Genomic DNA, 15,507 nt, shown 5'->3' with positions numbered 1-15,507 from the left:
AGACTTGTCGATCACCTGACAAACCGAGAAGTCCGACTCACCGGACGACAAGCGCCCGCGCGAGAATTTGGCAGGAAGCGCGCAAGAAAACACCCGCGGCTGAACGCAATTCGGCCGGGTGCCAACGCCGGTGCGCCGCGCACGCACCGGCGGACAACCGGAGCACCGGCCGGACGCCGTCCGTTCACCCGTCGGCCGTCCGGCGCAAGCGGCTTTTCCTGCGCGTTCACGCGGCCGCGGGGCGCGGTTTGTTCTCAGGCGCTGGGAGGACAATGGATTAGTTGAATGTCTGAGGTGGGCCGTAGTTGTTCGCGTCGTCCACCGGCTGGACGGTTATCGGGCCCGCCGGGACGGTCAAACGCTGGATCGTGTTCGCAGCCGATGTCGCGGAGACGATCGTCGTGCGTCCCCCCGCCGTGATCCGGTAGGACGTCACACGGCCGGCGAACAGGTCGTCGCCCGGCGCGGTGAAGGTCAGCGTCGTGGCGGAGCGGGCGGCGTCGCGCAGCGGGCCGGGGGCGCGGGTGTCGGCGCCGTAGCGGCCCGTCCGGCGCTCGTCGTGGTGGTAGGTCCACCACTCGGTGTTCGCGGCGGCCTTCCCGGACGTCTTCCAGGCGAAGAGGTAGCCCTCGCGGGTGGTCGTCACCAGGTCCGTTCCGCCGTCGCCGTCCAGGTCCCCGGCCGACGGCGACCAGAGCGTCCAGCCGCCGGTGAACGCCGGGAAGCCCGGCGCCTGCCGGCCCGAGCCGGTGAACGCGTGCAGCGTCGAGGTGTCGCCGCCGTCCACGATCTCGGCCTTCCCGTCGCCGGTGAGGTCGGTGATGATCGGGGCGCCGAGGAAGCCGAGCCCCGTCCGTCCCTGCGGGAAGCCGAGGACGGGCAGCGCCGTCGCCGCGTCGTAGCCGCGTTCGTAGTTCCCGATCGCCTGCCCGCTGCCGGGGAACAGCAGCGCCGCGACCAGCGACAACGCGCCCGACCCGGCCTCGCTGTAGCCGAGCCTGCCGAACGGCCCGAACCGGCCGAACGCGCCGGACGTCGTGAACGACAGCGGGACGTCCGGGCCGAGGGCGCCGCCGAGCACCGCGCCCGGCGACAGTTGTCCCGCGATGTTCTCCAGCGGGCCGTAGTTCTTGACGATCTTCCCGGCACCCGAGATCAGGTAGGTCGGGCCGAACGACGGGCCGGTCGCCACCTCGTCGCGTCCGTCGCCGTCCACGTCGGCGACGGCGGGCTGGTTGACGCCCTCGGTGATGAACTCCTGCGCGGACCCGTAGAACGTCAGCGTGGAGTTCATCCGCACGGGCCAGCCGCGCACCGGCGCGCCGGACGCGTGGTAGGCGAACACGTAGTTCGCGCCGTAGAACTGCTCGCCCGGCCCCTTGGTGTCGGAGTACTGGGAGCGGACGACGATCTCGGGCTTACCGTCGCCGTCCAGGTCCGCGAGGGCGGGCATACCGGGCAGCTTCTGGTCATTGATCCGGACGTATCCGGACGGCGGTGGTGCGTCCAGCGTCACCCGCACCGGCCAGCCGGGCAGCGACGAGCCGTCCGGCCGCCAGGCGTGCAGCCGCCCGTCCCAGCCGCCCTGGACGATGTCGAGCCGTCCGTCGCCGTCCAGGTCGGCGAGCAGCGGCGACGCGGTCGCGCCCCGCGCCGGGAGCCGCGTGTACCGCAGCGCGGGACGCGGGATCGGCGGCGCGGTCACGCCCGTGTCGAGCGTCTTCGGCCAGCCCGGCAGCAGCCGTCCGGACGCCGAGAACGCGTAGGTGCGCCCGGTCGTGCTCGTGACGACGACCTCCTGCCGTCCGTCGTGGAACAGGTCCCCGACGGCGACCGGCGCGACGATCGGCTCGTGCCCCGGGTCGATCCCCGGATAGGCGTGCTGCGGGACGGTCGGCAGCGTCGCGGCGGGCCAGCCGGGCAGTTCGCGGCCGGTCTCCCCGTCGCGGGCGTGGACGCGTCCGTCGCCGTCGCCGTAGACGATCGCCTGCCGTCCGGTGCCGGTCAGGTCGGCGAGCGCGGGCTGGCTCTCGTTGCCGATCCCGAGCTTCATCGGGAACCCGGGCCGCAGCGCCGGGTCGTGGTGGACGGCGATGGCGCGGCGCTCCTCGGACATCCGTCCGGCCGCGTCCCAGACGCGGAGCCGCAGCGTCACCGTGTACTGCTCGGTGGACGACAGCGCCTTGTCCGACGACAGCCCGTACGCCTTCTTCCACACCGACTCGGGGACACTTGACAGGTCCAGCGTGCCGATCCTGCCGTCGTGCGGCGCCGTCCCCGAGCCGGAGCCGGCCGTCGCGTACGCCTTGTCGCCGGGCTCGATCCCCGGCGCCCACTGGAGTTCGTACCGGTAATTCGGGGAGCGCGGCGCGGCGACATAGCCGCTGACGTCCACCTTGTCCGTCTGGGACGGGTCGTACAGCGCGTACCAGTCCGGACTCGTGATCGACCCGACGGGCGGCACCGCGCCCGCCTTGATCGCCGCGAGGGCCTTGGCGACGTTGGGCCGTCCGTACCCGTACTGGCGGTCCCATCCCGGTTTGCCCGGCCAGCCGAGCGACGGATCGTCGATGTCGGACGCCGTCGCCCGCAGGACCTGGATCGCCTCCTCATTGGTCAGCGGATGCCCGATCTGGAGCCCGTAGGACAGAAGCAGCCCGAACACACCACCGGTCGTCGGCGTGGACTCCGACGTAGAACCGCCCTGCGTGGACACCGAGAACATCGACTTCGCGCCGAACGACGTCTGGCCCGAGCGGGTTCGGTACGTGGTCGTCAACGGGTTGGCGAGCGGGTCCGGGATGCTGCCCGTCGTGTTGGCGACCAGCCCGTTCCCCGGAACCACGTGCGGCCAGAACATGCCGCCCTGGTGATCGGTGGAGTCGAAGTCGTTGCTCGCCTCCACCATCACGACGCCCTCGCGCCACAGCTTCTCGACGGTCTGCCGCATGTACGACGAATAACCGAGGTCGGCCGTCGTGCTCACGATCACCTTGGCGCCCATGTGCGCCGCGTAGAGCCAGGCCTGCGCGAGGTCGTCCGTCCGGTCCAGGGCCTCCTGGCCCGCGCGGACCGGCAGGACGCGGCAGCGCGGGCAGATCCCCGCCCCCGCCGTCGCGTTGTTGGTCTGCGCGGCGGCCTTCCGCATCTGGTCGTTGGCGTGCCCGTACGTGGCGTCGTACGTGGCGGGGTCGTTCTGACGGTCGTAGAAGTCCCACCCTGAGATGTCGTCGACGAAGCCGTTCTCGTCGTCGTCCTTGCCGTTGGAGAACGCGACGATGAGGTCTTCGGGGTCGATGCGCTTGTTGCCGTTGGAGTCCTTGACGCGCGGGTCGTCGCCGTAGTCGGCGGCGGTGACGGCACCGTCGCCGTCCTTGTCGTAGGTGGACGACCCCTGCGGCTTGGGCAGCTCCCCGGTGTTGAGGAAGACCTTGTCGGCCAGCTCGGCGACGTCGTCCCCGTGCCAGTTGATGCCCGCCTCGACGTACGCGATCGTCACCGCCGGCGACCCGGTCGTGTAGTCGCGCCATGCCTTGTCCACCGACATGCCGGACGCGTTCTCCGGGTCCTTGGCGTTCGGCGTGCAGCGCGGCATGAACGAGTACAGCCCGTGCTGTTCGTTCCCGGCGACCTTCGAGCACGCGCCGCCGCCCTCCAGCGGGGCGTAGGACGGGTCGTCGGGGTAACCGCCTCCCGCGGCGGCGGCCGGCAGGCCGAGCAGGGCGAGGGCGACCAGAAGGGCGCCGGTCGAGCGCATCCGCATACGGACTCCGTCCCAGGGGGCGATCATGCGGATACGAGAATGTCTCACCTTCGCCCGTTCGCGATACGGCTTGCGGTGACAAAACACCAGAAAGTGGTTACTTGTTCGGCCCAGTGCCCGCGGGGCCCCTCCGCGCCCGGACGCGCACCGATCGCGGCCGAGACCGTCCGGTTCCCGCACCCCATAAGGGGACAAAAGTCCTGATGGGAGCCAGGATTCGGGGACGGAAAATGTCAGTGGCGGCTCGTAGAGTGACGGGCATGGGAACGAACGAGACGACCGAGCTGGACGAACTCCTCGACGCGCTGGCCATGCACCGGGGCCTGCTGCGCCGGACGGTCCGCGACATCACCGACGAGCAGGCCGTCCTGCGCCCCACGGCCAGCGAACTGAGCCTCGGCGGCATCATCAAGCACGTCGCCAACACCGAGGAACGCTGGGTCCGCTTCGTCGTCGAGGGCCCGGACGCGCTGGACGCCTCCGCCGCCTGGGCCGACGACTTCCGGCTCCTGGACGGCGAGACGCTCGCGGGCGTCCTGGCCCGCTACGACGAGGTGGCCGCCGCCACGGAGAAGGTCTTCCGCTCCCTGCCGGACCTCGGCGCCTCCCAGCCACTGCCCAAGGCCCCGTGGTTCCCGCCCGGCGCACGCCGCTCGGCACGCCGGGTCCTCGTCCACCTGGTCGCCGAGACGTCCCAGCACGCCGGCCACGCCGACATCATCCGCGAGTCGATCGACGGAGCAAAAAGCATGGGCTGACCTCGACGAACCCCGCTTTCGGCCGGAAGGCCGCCCTGCGAGCCGCGGGTCCGCGCGATCGGCCCGCCGTCTGCCCGGCAGACGGCGGGCCGCGCCTTTTCCCGCACCGACCGCGAACCGGCGGGCGGGTCGCCGCTACCTACTCCATGACAGCGGGAGTTCCCGGGAGGTGTACCGAGTGGAGGACACACGGTGGAGCCCATCCGACATGACGCCGGACCCCGACTCAAGAGCTTCGAACCCTTACCCGAGGAGCCCGGGCGCGACGACGGGGCACTCCTCCGGCAGATCGCGCAGGGGGACCGGGCCGCGCTGGTGGCCGTCTACGAGCGGCACGCGGCGGTCGTCCTGTCGCACCTCGTCCTGCTCACGGGGGACCACGGGCTGAGCGAGGAGATCCTCCAGGACACGATGCTGGCCGTCTGGCGCGGCGCGGGACGGTTCCGGGGCGAGTCGTCGGTGCGGTCGTGGATCATCGCGATCGCCCGCCGGCAGTACCGGGACCGGCAGCGCCGCAAACGGCCGAAGGTCGTCGGGCAGGAGGTGCTGGCCGACCGTCCGTCCTCGGAACCGGGGCCGGAGCAGAAGGCGCTGGACCGGGTCTCGGCCCGGACGGTGATGGAGACGATCGGGAAGCTGGCGCCGCACCACCGGGAGGTGCTGGGCCTCGTCTTCGGGAGCGGCCTGTCGCTCCGCGAGGCCGCGGAGGTGCTCGACGTCCCCGTCGGGACGGTCAAGAGCCGCCTGTCCGCCGCCCGCGCCGCCCTCGTTCGCTCGATGCCCGAGAGGGGATTCGCATCATGACCGACGCATCGACCCACCTGAGCTTCGACGATCTCGTCGCCGTCGCGGGCCGGCCGGACTCGCCCCAGCGGCCGCATCTGGAAGAGTGCGCGGACTGCCGGGCCGAACTGGAGCGGTGGCGGACGGTCGCGCGCGGCGTCCGGGACGCGGCGCCCCCGGAGCCGCCCCGGGCCGAGGTCCTGCGCGGCGTGCTGGCCGCGGTCGACGGGGCCGGCGCCCCGCGTCCGGCGGCGCGGCGCACCAGGCGCGCGGTGCTGCTGTCCGCGGCGGCCGCCGCGGTGGTGGCCGGCGCCGCGACGTACGGCCTGTGGCCCGGGGACGACTCCACGGGCTCCCCGCAGGCCACGGGCACGTTCAGCGCGCAGCAGGTGGCCTCGATGGGCCTGCTGACGACCGACTGCAAGGACCTGAAGGTCGCAGCCGGGACACTGCGGTCGGTGCACGGCACCCACCTGGTCGTGGAGACCGAGAAGGGCAAGACCGTCGAGGTGGACGCGTCCGCGTCGCCCAAGGTGACGCGCCAGGTCGCCGGACGCGTGTCCGACCTCGCCGCCGGGACCACGGTCATCGTGCGTGGGAAAGGAGACCAGGCCGGGAAGTCCGTCACCGCGAACACCGTGGTCGTCGGCTCGGCGGCCATGAAGCTGCCCAAGCTGCCGAAGCTGCCCGGCGGCATGAAGCTCGACATGACGTCGATGATGGCCTCGCGCGGCACCGTCCTCGGGACCGTGAGCGGAGCGGACGCGGACGGGTTCACCGTCACCGGCTCCGACGGCACCCGCGTCCGGGTCGCCACGCCCGCGTCCACCAAAATGATCAAGCAGCAGCGGGCGCGGCTGGACCAATTGGAGACGGGCAAGTACACCGTCGTGGTCGGGACGCTCCACAAGGACGGCACGCTGCGCGCCACGACCGTCCAGCAGGACGCGCTGACCAACGGCGCCAAGCCGTCCCTGCCGAACGGGTTCACGATGCCCGAGGGCTTCGCCTCCGGTGGACCCAAGAGCCTGCCCGCCATGCCCGGCGGGAAAGACCTGTTCTCCGGGCTGGGCTGCGACAGCGACGCCATCGCCAACTCGGCCGTCAACGGGACCGCCCTGTGACCGGAGCGCCGAACCGCGGGCGGCAACGCGTCCGCCGCGCGTATCTGCTTTCGGTGAGCGTGTTAGCGGTGGCGTTGGCCGCCTCGGCGTGCGGCGGGTCGGGCGGCAAGCCGGCCGCCGCGCGGACCACGGACCGGAACGCGGCGATGCTCGCCTATTCCCGCTGCATGCGGGAGAACGGCGTGTCCGACTTTCCGGATCCGGTGAACGGCCAGTTGCAGATCCCGTTGAAGGGGGAGGGGGCGCTGGCGTTCAACAGCCCGCAGATGAAGACCGCGCGGGAGGCGTGCAAGTCACTGCTGCCCGCGGGACTGGATGCCGGACGGACGGTCAGCTCGCAGGACCAGGAGCGCGCGATCCAGTTCTCGCGCTGCATGCGGCGGAACGGTGTGCCGAACATGCCCGACCCGGGGCCGGACGGACGGCTCCAGATCAACCCCGAGCAGTCCGGGATCGACTTCACCTCGGAGCAGTTCCAGGAGGCGTCGCGCGCGTGCCGCAAGACGCGTCCGACCGGCTTCCCGGTCCCGTGATCGACGTCCACGGGGACTCCGGCCGGCGGAGGGTGAGCCCCCGGCCGGATTCGAACCGGCGACCTGCTGTTTACAAGACAGCTGCTCTGGCCGACTGAGCTACAGGGGCGCGGCCGGGGGTGCGTAGTACCCGGCAGCCCCACAATACCGTCGCCCGGCCCGACGCGCGCGAGCGTGACGAGCGGTACGAAGCCGGGAACACGGTGCGCGACGGTCATAGGGTGGCGGATGTGAGCGTGCGGGACGAGACCGAGCGCGTCCTGCGGGCGTGGGACGCGTTCGAGCGGGCCTCCGGCGGCGAGCCGGTGATCGACTTCGACTGCCGGCCGGGGGAGCGGGCGGCGCCGCTGGACCGGGCCGAGGTCCGGCGGCGGCTGCGGGCGCTGCGCCCGGACGCCGAGGGCGAGGTCGCCGAGCGCATCGACGCCGACCTCGCCTATCTCGACGCGCTGCTCGGCGAGCGGCCGCCGCTGGACGCCTACGTCCGCGCGACGCAGGGCTGCGGCGCCCACGGCTGGGACGACGACCGTCTCGACGTCGTGCGGCAGCAGGCGCGGAGCGCGCTGGAGGTGGTCGGCGTCGCGTGGGGCCCGGCCGCGCACCGGGAGCTGCGCGAGCTGGAGGAGCCGCTGGACGTCCTGGCCGCCCCCGGCGCGATCCGCGACGCCGTCGCCGAGCTGGAACCGCTCGTCCGCGCCGCGACCGGGAGCACCGCCGACTACCGGCTGAGCATCGAGGCCGTCGCCGTCGACGCGTACTGGGCGTACTGGCTGGACGGCGCGGGACGGGACGTCCGGCTGCGCCTCAACCTGCCGCAGGTCGAGTTCACCCGCGTCGGCGCGCGGCAGTTCGCGCTGCACGAGGTGCTCGGCCACGGGTTGCAGAGCGCGAGCCTGTCCGAGCGGGCCGGCAACGGGGACGTCCCGTGGGTGCGCCTGCTGTCGGTGCACGCGCTGTACCAGGTGGCGTTGGAGGGCCTGGCGCAGGCGTGGCCGCTGTTCCTGTTGCCCGACGACGCGCCGCTCATCGCCCGCGTCCGGTTCGATCATTATGTGCAGCTTGTCAGGGCAAGGGCGCACGTGCGGGTCAATGCTGGAATGTCTATTGACGACGTCGCCGACGACATGCGCGCCTAGCTCCCATGGTGGGATGGAAAAGCAGGACGAAGCGTCATTCGCGACCGCCGCGACAATCCGCAGCTTCGCTCCTACCTTTGGGTATATCCGGCGGGAATGGAGTGGTTCGCCCACCTCGCCGAAGCACCGGCCGAGCACCGGGACAACGTCCTGAAGGCCGCCTACCAGCGGCCTCTCACGCCCCGTGCGCTGGAAGCGCTCTGGCCCGGCGGTCCGGGCATCGGCGGCACCCCCGCGCCATGATTCGGTCACCCGGGCGCGGTGGTTTCGGCGCGCCCGGGGCAGGGCGCACACGCGGACCGTGCGCATAGTGTCATCGGCGAAGGCTGGAAAAGGATGCACTTCGTCCCGCTTGGTGCCGATACCGACGCGACGAGTTGACCTTGCCGTGGCCTCTTTTTCTCCCATTCTCGTGAACCAGCCGCTATCCCCCATCATTCTTTGATCTCATAGTGACGTCATCGCTACACAGTGTCATCACGAGGTTGGAGGGTCGGATGGTCTGGGACTCGCGGCCGCCGGAGCGCCGGAGCGGCGGCCGGGCGGTCCGGCAACGGCCGGGGACGCGGTTCGCCGCCATGGCGGACGACGAACGGTTCAGAGCGTTGCGGCGCAGGTACCGCCGCCACGCCCTCACGATCGTCGGGACGTTCCTCGGCTGGTACCTGCTCTACGTGCTGCTGTCGGCGTTCGCCCGCGGATTCATGGCGGGCAAGGTGTTCGGGGACGTCAACGTGGCGCTCGTCCTCGGCATCCTCCAGTTCGTCTCGACGTTCGCGCTGGCCTGGTGGTACACGGCGTACGCGCGCCGCGCCCTGGACCCGCTGGCCGCCGAGCTGCGCCGCGAGGCCGAGTCCGCCGACGTCGCGCCGCTCGGCGTCGACCCCGGCGACCGGCGGGTCGCGCCGCGCGGCGGACGGCACGCCAAGGGCCGCGAGCCCGTCGGCCTGGCCCGCCACCCCGTCCCGGACGGGGCGGTCCCCGAGCAGCGCGCCCGCCGCACCGCGCCCGACCAGCAGCGCTCCCGCGACGGCGGCTGGACCGGCCCGATCCGCACCGACCCGGGCTGGCTGCGGTGATCGCCGCGGCGGCCGGGCCGATGAGCGGACGCGCCCTCACGTTCCTCATGTTCCTGGCGTTCATCGGCATCACCCTCGGCATCACCCTGTGGGCGCGTGCCAACACCCGCGGCGCGACGGACTTCTACGCGGGCGGACGCGTCTTCTCCGGCCCGCAGAACGGCATCGCGCTCGCGGGCGACTACATGTCGGCGGCGTCGTTCCTCGGCATCGCGGGCCTCATCGCGCTGTCCGGCTACGACGGGTTCCTGTACTCCGTCGGCTTCCTCGTGGCGTGGCTGCTGACGCTGCTGCTGGTCGAGCTGATGCGCAACGCGGGCCGGTTCACGATGGCGGACGTGCTCGCCTACCGGATGCGGCAGCCGCCCGTCCGGACGGCGGCGGCGATCTCCACCGTCACCGTGTCGGTGTTCTACCTGCTGGCGCAGATGGTCGGCGCGGGCGCGCTCGTGTCGCTGCTCCTCGGCATCCGGCCCGGCGAGACGTTCCTCGGCATGTCCGCGGGCGTCGCGCAGGTCATGACGATCATCGCGGTCGGCGCGTTGATGATCTTCTATGTGATGTTCGGCGGGATGAAGGCCACCACCTGGGTGCAGATCATCAAGGCGGTACTGCTGCTCGGCGGCGCGGCCGTGCTGAGCCTGCTCGTCCTCGCCCGGTTCGGGTTCGACCCGTCCACGCTGCTCGCCTCGGCCGCGCACAGCAGCGGGCACGGCGAGGCGTTCCTGCGTCCCGGGCTGAAGTACGCGCAGGACGTCCCGGGCGATCCCGGGCAGACGATCGTCAACAAGCTCGACCTGATCAGCCTCGCGCTCGCGCTGATCCTCGGCACCGCCGGGCTGCCGCACATCATCACGCGGTTCTTCACCGTCCCGGACGCGCGGGCGGCGCGCACGTCCGTCAACTGGGCGATCGGCCTGGTCGGCGTCTTCTACCTGATGACGATCGCGCTCGGCTTCGGCGCGAGCGCGCTGGTCGGGCACGACGCGATCGTCGCGCAGGACCCGGCGGGCAACACGGCCGCGCCGCAGCTCGCCCGGGCCATCGGCCAGCACTTCTGGGGCGACCTCGGCGGCGACCTGCTGCTCGCGTTCATCGCGGCGGTCGCGTTCGCAACGATCCTCGCGGTCGTGTCGGGGCTGGTGCTGGCGTCGTCCACCTCGCTGGCGCACGACTTCTTCGGGCACGTGCTGATGCTCGGGCGTCCGCGCGAGTCGCAGGAGGTCGCGGTCGCCCGGTTCGCCGCGCTGGTGATCGGGACGCTCGCGATCGTCCTCGCGGTGATCGCCAAGAACCTCAACGTGGCGTTCCTCGTCGCGCTGGCGTTCGCGATGGCGGCGGCGGCGAACCTGCCCGCGATCACGCTGTCGCTGTTCTGGCGGCGGTTCAACACCCGCGGCGTCGTCGCCGGGATCTACGGCGGGCTGGTCAGCTCGCTGGTGCTCGTGTTCCTGTCCCCGGTCGTGTCCGGGAAGATCGACCCGGTGACGGGCGCGAGCCAGTCGCTGTTCCCCGCCGGCGTGGACTTCCACGTCTTCCCGATGGAGAACCCGGGTCTCGTCTCCATCCCGTTCGGGTTCCTGTGCGCCGTCCTCGGGACGCTGCTAAGCGACGAGGAACCGGACGAGGAACGCCACGACGACCTGTCCGTCCGGGCGCTGACCGGAGCCGGATCGGTCTGACGCGCGTCCCCCTCCCCGGCCCGGCCGCGCGGAGGGGGGTCGCTCCCGCCGGGACGCAACTGCAAGAATGCCCCGTGCCCGCCGTGGGTGGCTCCCGCGGAAACGCGGCCGGGGGAGGAGGTGCGGCGGTGGACCAGGCACGTCGTCGCCGGACTCCGGCCCGTGTCACCGGCGCGCTGACCGCGCTGGCGCTGGCCGCCGCCGTCGCCGTCCCGGTCGGACTGTGGCCGGGCGGAGGGACGGGCGCGTCCAGCACCATCGAGGGCGCCGCCGCGAACGCGCTGCTGCGGGCCCCCGCCGACCAGATCCGCGCCCGCGAATGGCACCTGACGACGATCCGCGCGGCCCGCGCCTGGCGGTACGCGCGCGGCGCGGGCGTGACGGTCGCCGTCCTGGACACCGGCGTGGACGGCCGTCACCCCGACCTCGCCGGACGCGTCCTCAGCGGCCCGGACCTGACGGGCGGCAAACGCCGTCCCGGCAGCCGCTACTGGGGACAGCACGGCACGTCGATGGCCAGCATCATCGCCGGGCACGGCAACGGCACGGGCGGACGGCGCGGCGTCATCGGCGTCGCGCCGCTCAGCCGGATCCTGTCCATCCGGGTGACCTGGGAGAACGACGACCCGGTGCGCCGCGCGGGCCGCTCGGGCCTCAGCCGCGACACCGTCGCCCAGGGCATCCGGTACGCGGTGGACCACGGCGCGCAGGTCGTGAACATGTCGCTCGGCGGCGGGCAGCTCTACGGCAACGGCAGCCGCGCCGAGGAGAGCGCGATCAAGTACGCGCTGAGCCGGAACGTGGTGCTGATCGCGTCCGCCGGGAACGACGGCGCGACGGGCAACCGCCGCAACTTCCCGGCCGCCTACCCCGGCGTGATCGCCGTCGGTGCCCTGGACCAGCACGGACGCCTCTGGAAGGACAGCAACCACCGTCCGTACGTCGGCGTCTGCGCCCCCGGAGTGGAGATCGTCAGCGCCGGCCCCGGCAGCGGCTACGTGGTCGGCAGCGGCACGAGCCCGTCCTCGGCCATCGTCGCCGGGGTGGCGGCCTTGATCCGTTCGCGCTACCCGAGTCTCACCCCGCCCCAGATCAAGCAGGCCCTGGTCCAAGGCTCCCCGGCCCGCGCCGGCCAGCCCACGGGCTCGCCGACCTGCGCGGGCCCCCTGGACGCCGGACGCGCGATGCGCGCCGCCGGCGCCTTGAACCGAGCGTCCGGCGGCAAGGTCACGACACCCCCGCCCACCGCGTCCCCCGCGTCCCCGAAGACCACGAGCTCCGCAGGCTCGTCCCCGTTGCTCCGCGCGATCCTGGTGGGCGGCGGAGTGCTCGTCCTGATCGGCGTGGTGCTGGGCTGGCGAGGCCGCCGCCGCCCAGAACAAGCACCCCCAACTCCCCCCACCCCCACCGAGCCGCCCGCCCTACCCCGCCGCCCCAAACCCAACAACTCCACCCCACCGAACCCCCACCCGGCGCCCCACACCCCACAACACGAACCCCGCGAGCCGACCAGACCAGGCGATCCCACTGCCCCGAGGGAACCGGCTGAGCCGCGCAAGCCCGTCCCCTCACGCGAGCCGGCTGCGCCGCATGAACCCGCTCCGCCGGGCGCCCCTCGCGCGCCACGCGGACCCGCCGCGCCGGGTGCCCCTCGCGCGCCGCGCGGACCCGCTGCGCCGCGTGAACCCGCTGCGCCGGGCGCTCCTTTCGCGTCGCGCGAGCCCGCTGCTCCGCGCGAGGCGGCTGCGCCGCGCACGCCCTTCACGTCGGGCGAAGCGGCTGCGCCGCGCGAGCCGGTCCCGCCGGGCGCCCCGCCCGCACCCGCTGCGCCGGGTGCCCCGCTCGCGCCGCGTGGGCCTGCCGCTCCGCGTGTCCCTCCGACGCCGCACGCTCCTGGTCCGGCGCGCGAGGCGGCTGAGTCGCGCGAGCCCGTGGCCTCGCGTGATCCCGCCGTGCCGACTGTGCCGGGCGGGCCGCGTGAGGCGGGGGTGTCGGGTGGACGGTTCGGGGACGGGGAGAAAGCGCCGGTCGATGTGACGTTCGAGGCGGCCGGGGTGCGTGGTGAGGACGACGACGAGTACACCGGGCCCGTCTTCGACGACGACGAGTGGGAGCGGTTCCGGCAGCGGGCTTTGCGTGAGCCTTTCTTGCCGGACGAGGACGACGAGCCCGCCGGGCGTCCGGAGCCGGCCACGCCGCCGGAGGAGCCGCCGGGCGCGTCCGTGCCGAGGGACGCCGAGCAGGACGACGAGTACCGTCCGCCCTGGTGGTGATACGCCCGGCGGCGTAGCGCGGATGCCTCCGGCGGGACGACGCGGCGCGCGGCGAGGGAGAGGCACGATCGGATCGTCCACCGAGAGAAGGGACGATCCATGTTCACCACCGTGCTCGCCCACGGCCCCTGGAACGACTCCGGCGGCCCGCACGCCTTCTGGCCGCTGTTCCCGCTGTTGTGGGCGCTCGTGCTGGGCGGCGGGTTCGTGCTCGTCCGGCGCCGCGTGACGGCCAGGCCCGCGACCGTGCAGGATCCGACGCGGAACGCCCGCGTGCTGCTCGCCGACCGCTTCGCCCGTGGGGAGATCGACGAGGACGAGTACCACGCCCGCCTGGCCGTCCTGCGCTACGACGGCTGACCGCCGCCGCGCGGTCCGCCGCAGGGACGGGCGTCAGTCGGCGGAGACCTCGGCCGCCGCGAAGATGCGGTCCACCCGGTCGGCCTCGGTCGGGTAGCGGGCGGCCGTCTCGGCGAACCGGGTGAGGAGCCGGGCGAACTCGGCGCGTTCGGCGGGCGTCCAGCCGTCCATCAGCTCGTCCAGGTAGGCGCGGCGGAACCGCTCGGCGACCCGCTTGACGCGCTCCCCGGCCTCGGTCAGCCCGAGGTTGGCGCGGCGCGCGTCCAGCGGCGACGGCCGCCGCGACACCAGGCCCGCGTCGATGGCGTGCCCGACGAGCCGGGACGCGGTGGACGGGTCGATCTCCAGCCGGTCCGCGACGGCCCCGACCGTGACCTCGCCCTCGGGCCGCTGCTCGGCGCAGAACGCGGTCAGCGCGGCCACGGCCTGGACGACCATGAGGTTGGAGATCTGGAGCGGACGGCCGCCGGGCCCGTCGGCGGTCTGGGCGCGGATGCGGCGCATGAGGTCCGGTTTGAACCAGACGCGACGCAGGTGGAACAGGGCGAGCGAGACGTCGGCGAGCACGGGGTCGGACAGCTCGTCCGGCTCGTTCTGCGGCGCCATGTGCGGGTCTCCCGTCCAGTGTGCGTCACGGTACGGATGCACCGTGCACACTTTAACGCGGCGGACCCGTCGCGGGTTTCCGCCCGTCGCCCGTGTGTACCGCGAACGTCGGGTGCGTGTCGTCCCGGACGCGTACGATGGCACCGGCCGAACCCGGACAGCCCGGGATTAGTGACCACAGAGGGGACCGGGGGCGTTCCCCCGACAGGACGGCAGCATGAACGACGGCTCAGCCCTGGACCCGATCGACCCTGAGCTGGAGAACGACGACGACGTCTTCCCGGCCGACCTCCTCTCCGAGCGCGACCGCCAGATCCTCGCGTTCGAGCGCCGCTGGTGGAAGTACGCGGGCGCGAAAGAGCAGGCCATCCGCGAACTCTTCGACATGTCCTCGACGCGGTACTACCAGCTCCTCAACCTCCTCATCGACCGTCCGGAGGCGATGGAGCACGACCCGATGCTCGTGAAGCGGCTGCGCCGGACGCGCTCGCAGCGGCAGCGCCGGCGCGCCGCGCGGCGGCTCGGCATCCGTCCGTGACGTGGGGGAGACTGGGGGGATGACTTCCGTCACGTCCGTCGGCGCGGACGGTCTCGACGCGCTGCGCTCCCACCCCTCCACCGCCGTCCTCGGGCTGGACTTCGACGGCACCCTCGCCCCGATCGTGGACGATCCGGCGGCGGCCCGCGCGCATCCGGGCGCGGCCGGCGCCCTCGCCCGGCTCGCGCCCCGGCTCGGCGGTCTCGCGGTCATCACGGGACGGCCGGCGGGGATCGCGGTGGAGTACGGCGGGTTCGCGGGGATCGACGGGCTGGTCGTCCTCGGCCAGTACGGGCGCGAGCGGTGGGAGTCGGGGACGCTGACCGTCCCCGAGCCGCCGCCGGGCGTCGCCGAGGCCCGCGCGAAGATCCCCGGCATCCTGGCCGCGTCCGGCGCGCCGCCCGAGGTGTTCGTGGAGGACAAGGGGCTCGCGCTGGCCGTCCACACGCGCCGCTGCGCGGAGCCGCAGGTCGCGCTGGACCGGCTGCGCAGCCTGCTCGCCGCGCTCGCCGAGCGGACGGGCCTCGCCGTGGAGCCGGGACGGTTCGTGCTGGAGCTGCGTCCGCCGGGCATGGACAAGGGCGCGGCGCTGCGCGGCTTCCTCGCCGAGCGCGCCGACCCGTCGGCGGTGCTGTTCGCGGGCGACGACCTCGGCGACCTCGCGGCGTTCGACGCGCTGGACGACCTGCGCGACGCGGGCGTCCCGGTCGTCAAGGTGTGCAGCGGGTCGGCGGAGGTCACCGAACTCGCGGCCCGCGCGGACGTCGTGGTCGACGGCCCGCCCGGCGTCGTCGCCTTCCTGGACGGCCTGCTGCCCTGACCGCCGCGCGCCGCCGGTGACAAACCCCGCGCGGCGGACTGTCGATCCCCGC

14 protein-coding genes and 1 tRNA gene are annotated in these 15,507 nt (G+C 73.0%); 12 read left to right on the top strand and 3 right to left on the bottom strand.

Annotation, left to right across the window (positions count from 1 at the left end):
* Positions 1-277: 277 nt before the first annotated feature.
* A complete protein-coding gene (locus BTM25_RS00130) occupies positions 278-3,763 on the bottom strand; it encodes an FG-GAP-like repeat-containing protein (RefSeq protein ID WP_168211954.1) in 3,486 nt (1,161 codons plus the stop codon).
* A gap of 260 nt (positions 3,764-4,023) precedes the next feature.
* Between BTM25_RS00130 and BTM25_RS00125 the strand changes: the two genes are divergently transcribed.
* The 4 genes from BTM25_RS00125 to BTM25_RS00110 all read left to right on the top strand — a co-directional run bounded on the left by BTM25_RS00125 (position 4,024) and on the right by BTM25_RS00110 (position 6,961).
* Entirely contained in the window at positions 4,024-4,521 is a 498-nt protein-coding gene (locus tag BTM25_RS00125; RefSeq protein ID WP_103560720.1) for a DinB family protein, read from the top strand.
* Positions 4,522-4,713: 192 nt separating this feature from the next.
* On the top strand, positions 4,714-5,325 hold the full coding sequence (locus BTM25_RS00120; protein ID WP_103560719.1) for an RNA polymerase sigma factor: 612 nt from the start codon (positions 4,714-4,716) through the stop codon (positions 5,323-5,325).
* The gene (locus BTM25_RS00115; protein ID WP_103560718.1) at positions 5,322-6,428 is read left to right on the top strand and encodes a hypothetical protein; all 1,107 of its coding nucleotides are present in this window, start codon (positions 5,322-5,324) and stop codon (positions 6,426-6,428) included. Before BTM25_RS00120 ends, BTM25_RS00115 begins: the two co-directional genes overlap by 4 nt.
* A 68-nt stretch (positions 6,429-6,496) precedes the next feature.
* Positions 6,497-6,961, top strand: a complete 465-nt coding sequence (locus BTM25_RS00110) for a hypothetical protein (RefSeq protein ID WP_103560717.1) — start codon at positions 6,497-6,499, stop codon at positions 6,959-6,961.
* Between the two features lie 35 nt (positions 6,962-6,996).
* Here the strand turns inward: BTM25_RS00110 and BTM25_RS00105 are convergent.
* A tRNA-Thr gene (locus BTM25_RS00105) sits at positions 6,997-7,070 on the bottom strand.
* A gap of 121 nt (positions 7,071-7,191) precedes the next feature.
* Here BTM25_RS00105 and BTM25_RS00100 point away from each other — a divergent pair.
* The 6 genes from BTM25_RS00100 to BTM25_RS00080 all read left to right on the top strand — a co-directional run bounded on the left by BTM25_RS00100 (position 7,192) and on the right by BTM25_RS00080 (position 13,491).
* Positions 7,192-8,097, top strand: a complete 906-nt coding sequence (locus BTM25_RS00100; protein WP_205647925.1) for a type 2 periplasmic-binding domain-containing protein — start codon at positions 7,192-7,194, stop codon at positions 8,095-8,097.
* A gap of 96 nt (positions 8,098-8,193) precedes the next feature.
* Positions 8,194-8,340, top strand: a complete 147-nt coding sequence (locus BTM25_RS29885; RefSeq protein ID WP_205647924.1) for a hypothetical protein — start codon at positions 8,194-8,196, stop codon at positions 8,338-8,340.
* 335 nt (positions 8,341-8,675) lie between these two features.
* On the top strand, positions 8,676-9,176 hold the full coding sequence (locus BTM25_RS29880) for a DUF485 domain-containing protein (RefSeq protein ID WP_103562646.1): 501 nt from the start codon (positions 8,676-8,678) through the stop codon (positions 9,174-9,176).
* Positions 9,177-9,196: 20 nt separating this feature from the next.
* Complete coding sequence (locus BTM25_RS00090) at positions 9,197-10,858, top strand: solute symporter family protein (protein WP_205648031.1); 1,662 nt, start codon at positions 9,197-9,199, stop codon at positions 10,856-10,858.
* A gap of 128 nt (positions 10,859-10,986) precedes the next feature.
* Positions 10,987-13,131 (top strand): S8 family peptidase, encoded by a 2,145-nt coding sequence (locus BTM25_RS00085; protein WP_168211953.1) that lies wholly within the window; start codon positions 10,987-10,989, stop codon positions 13,129-13,131.
* A 99-nt stretch (positions 13,132-13,230) separates the two neighbouring features.
* The gene (locus BTM25_RS00080; protein ID WP_103560715.1) at positions 13,231-13,491 is read left to right on the top strand and encodes an SHOCT domain-containing protein; all 261 of its coding nucleotides are present in this window, start codon (positions 13,231-13,233) and stop codon (positions 13,489-13,491) included.
* Between the two features lie 33 nt (positions 13,492-13,524).
* On the opposite strand, the gene BTM25_RS00075 is transcribed toward BTM25_RS00080, so the two are convergent.
* A complete protein-coding gene (locus tag BTM25_RS00075; protein ID WP_235827957.1) occupies positions 13,525-14,139 on the bottom strand; it encodes a MarR family winged helix-turn-helix transcriptional regulator in 615 nt (204 codons plus the stop codon).
* A gap of 175 nt (positions 14,140-14,314) precedes the next feature.
* On the opposite strand from BTM25_RS00075, the gene BTM25_RS00070 reads away from it, so the two are divergent.
* Positions 14,315-14,635, top strand: a complete 321-nt coding sequence (locus tag BTM25_RS00070) for a DUF3263 domain-containing protein (RefSeq protein WP_103560713.1) — start codon at positions 14,315-14,317, stop codon at positions 14,633-14,635.
* Positions 14,636-14,654: 19 nt separating this feature from the next.
* Positions 14,655-15,455: a trehalose-phosphatase gene (gene otsB / locus BTM25_RS00065; protein WP_103560712.1), complete on the top strand. Its 801-nt coding sequence runs from the start codon at positions 14,655-14,657 to the stop codon at positions 15,453-15,455.
* Positions 15,456-15,507: the final 52 nt, after the last annotated feature.

Origin of the sequence: Actinomadura rubteroloni (assembly GCF_002911665.1) — a bacterium.
Lineage (GTDB): Bacteria > Actinomycetota > Actinomycetes > Streptosporangiales > Streptosporangiaceae > Spirillospora > Spirillospora rubteroloni.
The sequence above is the reverse complement of the archived record's forward strand: the minus strand, read 5'-3'. Positions and strand labels throughout refer to the sequence as shown.

What these genes read in the sequence shown, in the direction of transcription:
- BTM25_RS00130 (WP_168211954.1), bottom strand. Translation starts at nt 3,763, where the DNA reads ATGCGGATGCGCTCGACCGGCGCCCTTCTGGTCGCCCTCGCCCTGCTC.
- BTM25_RS00125 (WP_103560720.1), top strand. Translation starts at nt 4,024, where the DNA reads ATGGGAACGAACGAGACGACCGAGCTGGACGAACTCCTCGACGCGCTG.
- BTM25_RS00115 (WP_103560718.1), top strand. Translation starts at nt 5,322, where the DNA reads ATGACCGACGCATCGACCCACCTGAGCTTCGACGATCTCGTCGCCGTC.
- BTM25_RS29885 (WP_205647924.1), top strand. Translation starts at nt 8,194, where the DNA reads ATGGAGTGGTTCGCCCACCTCGCCGAAGCACCGGCCGAGCACCGGGAC.
- BTM25_RS29880 (WP_103562646.1), top strand. Translation starts at nt 8,676, where the DNA reads ATGGCGGACGACGAACGGTTCAGAGCGTTGCGGCGCAGGTACCGCCGC.
- BTM25_RS00090 (WP_205648031.1), top strand. Translation starts at nt 9,197, where the DNA reads ATGAGCGGACGCGCCCTCACGTTCCTCATGTTCCTGGCGTTCATCGGC.
- BTM25_RS00080 (WP_103560715.1), top strand. Translation starts at nt 13,231, where the DNA reads ATGTTCACCACCGTGCTCGCCCACGGCCCCTGGAACGACTCCGGCGGC.
- BTM25_RS00070 (WP_103560713.1), top strand. Translation starts at nt 14,315, where the DNA reads ATGAACGACGGCTCAGCCCTGGACCCGATCGACCCTGAGCTGGAGAAC.
- otsB (WP_103560712.1), top strand. Translation starts at nt 14,655, where the DNA reads ATGACTTCCGTCACGTCCGTCGGCGCGGACGGTCTCGACGCGCTGCGC.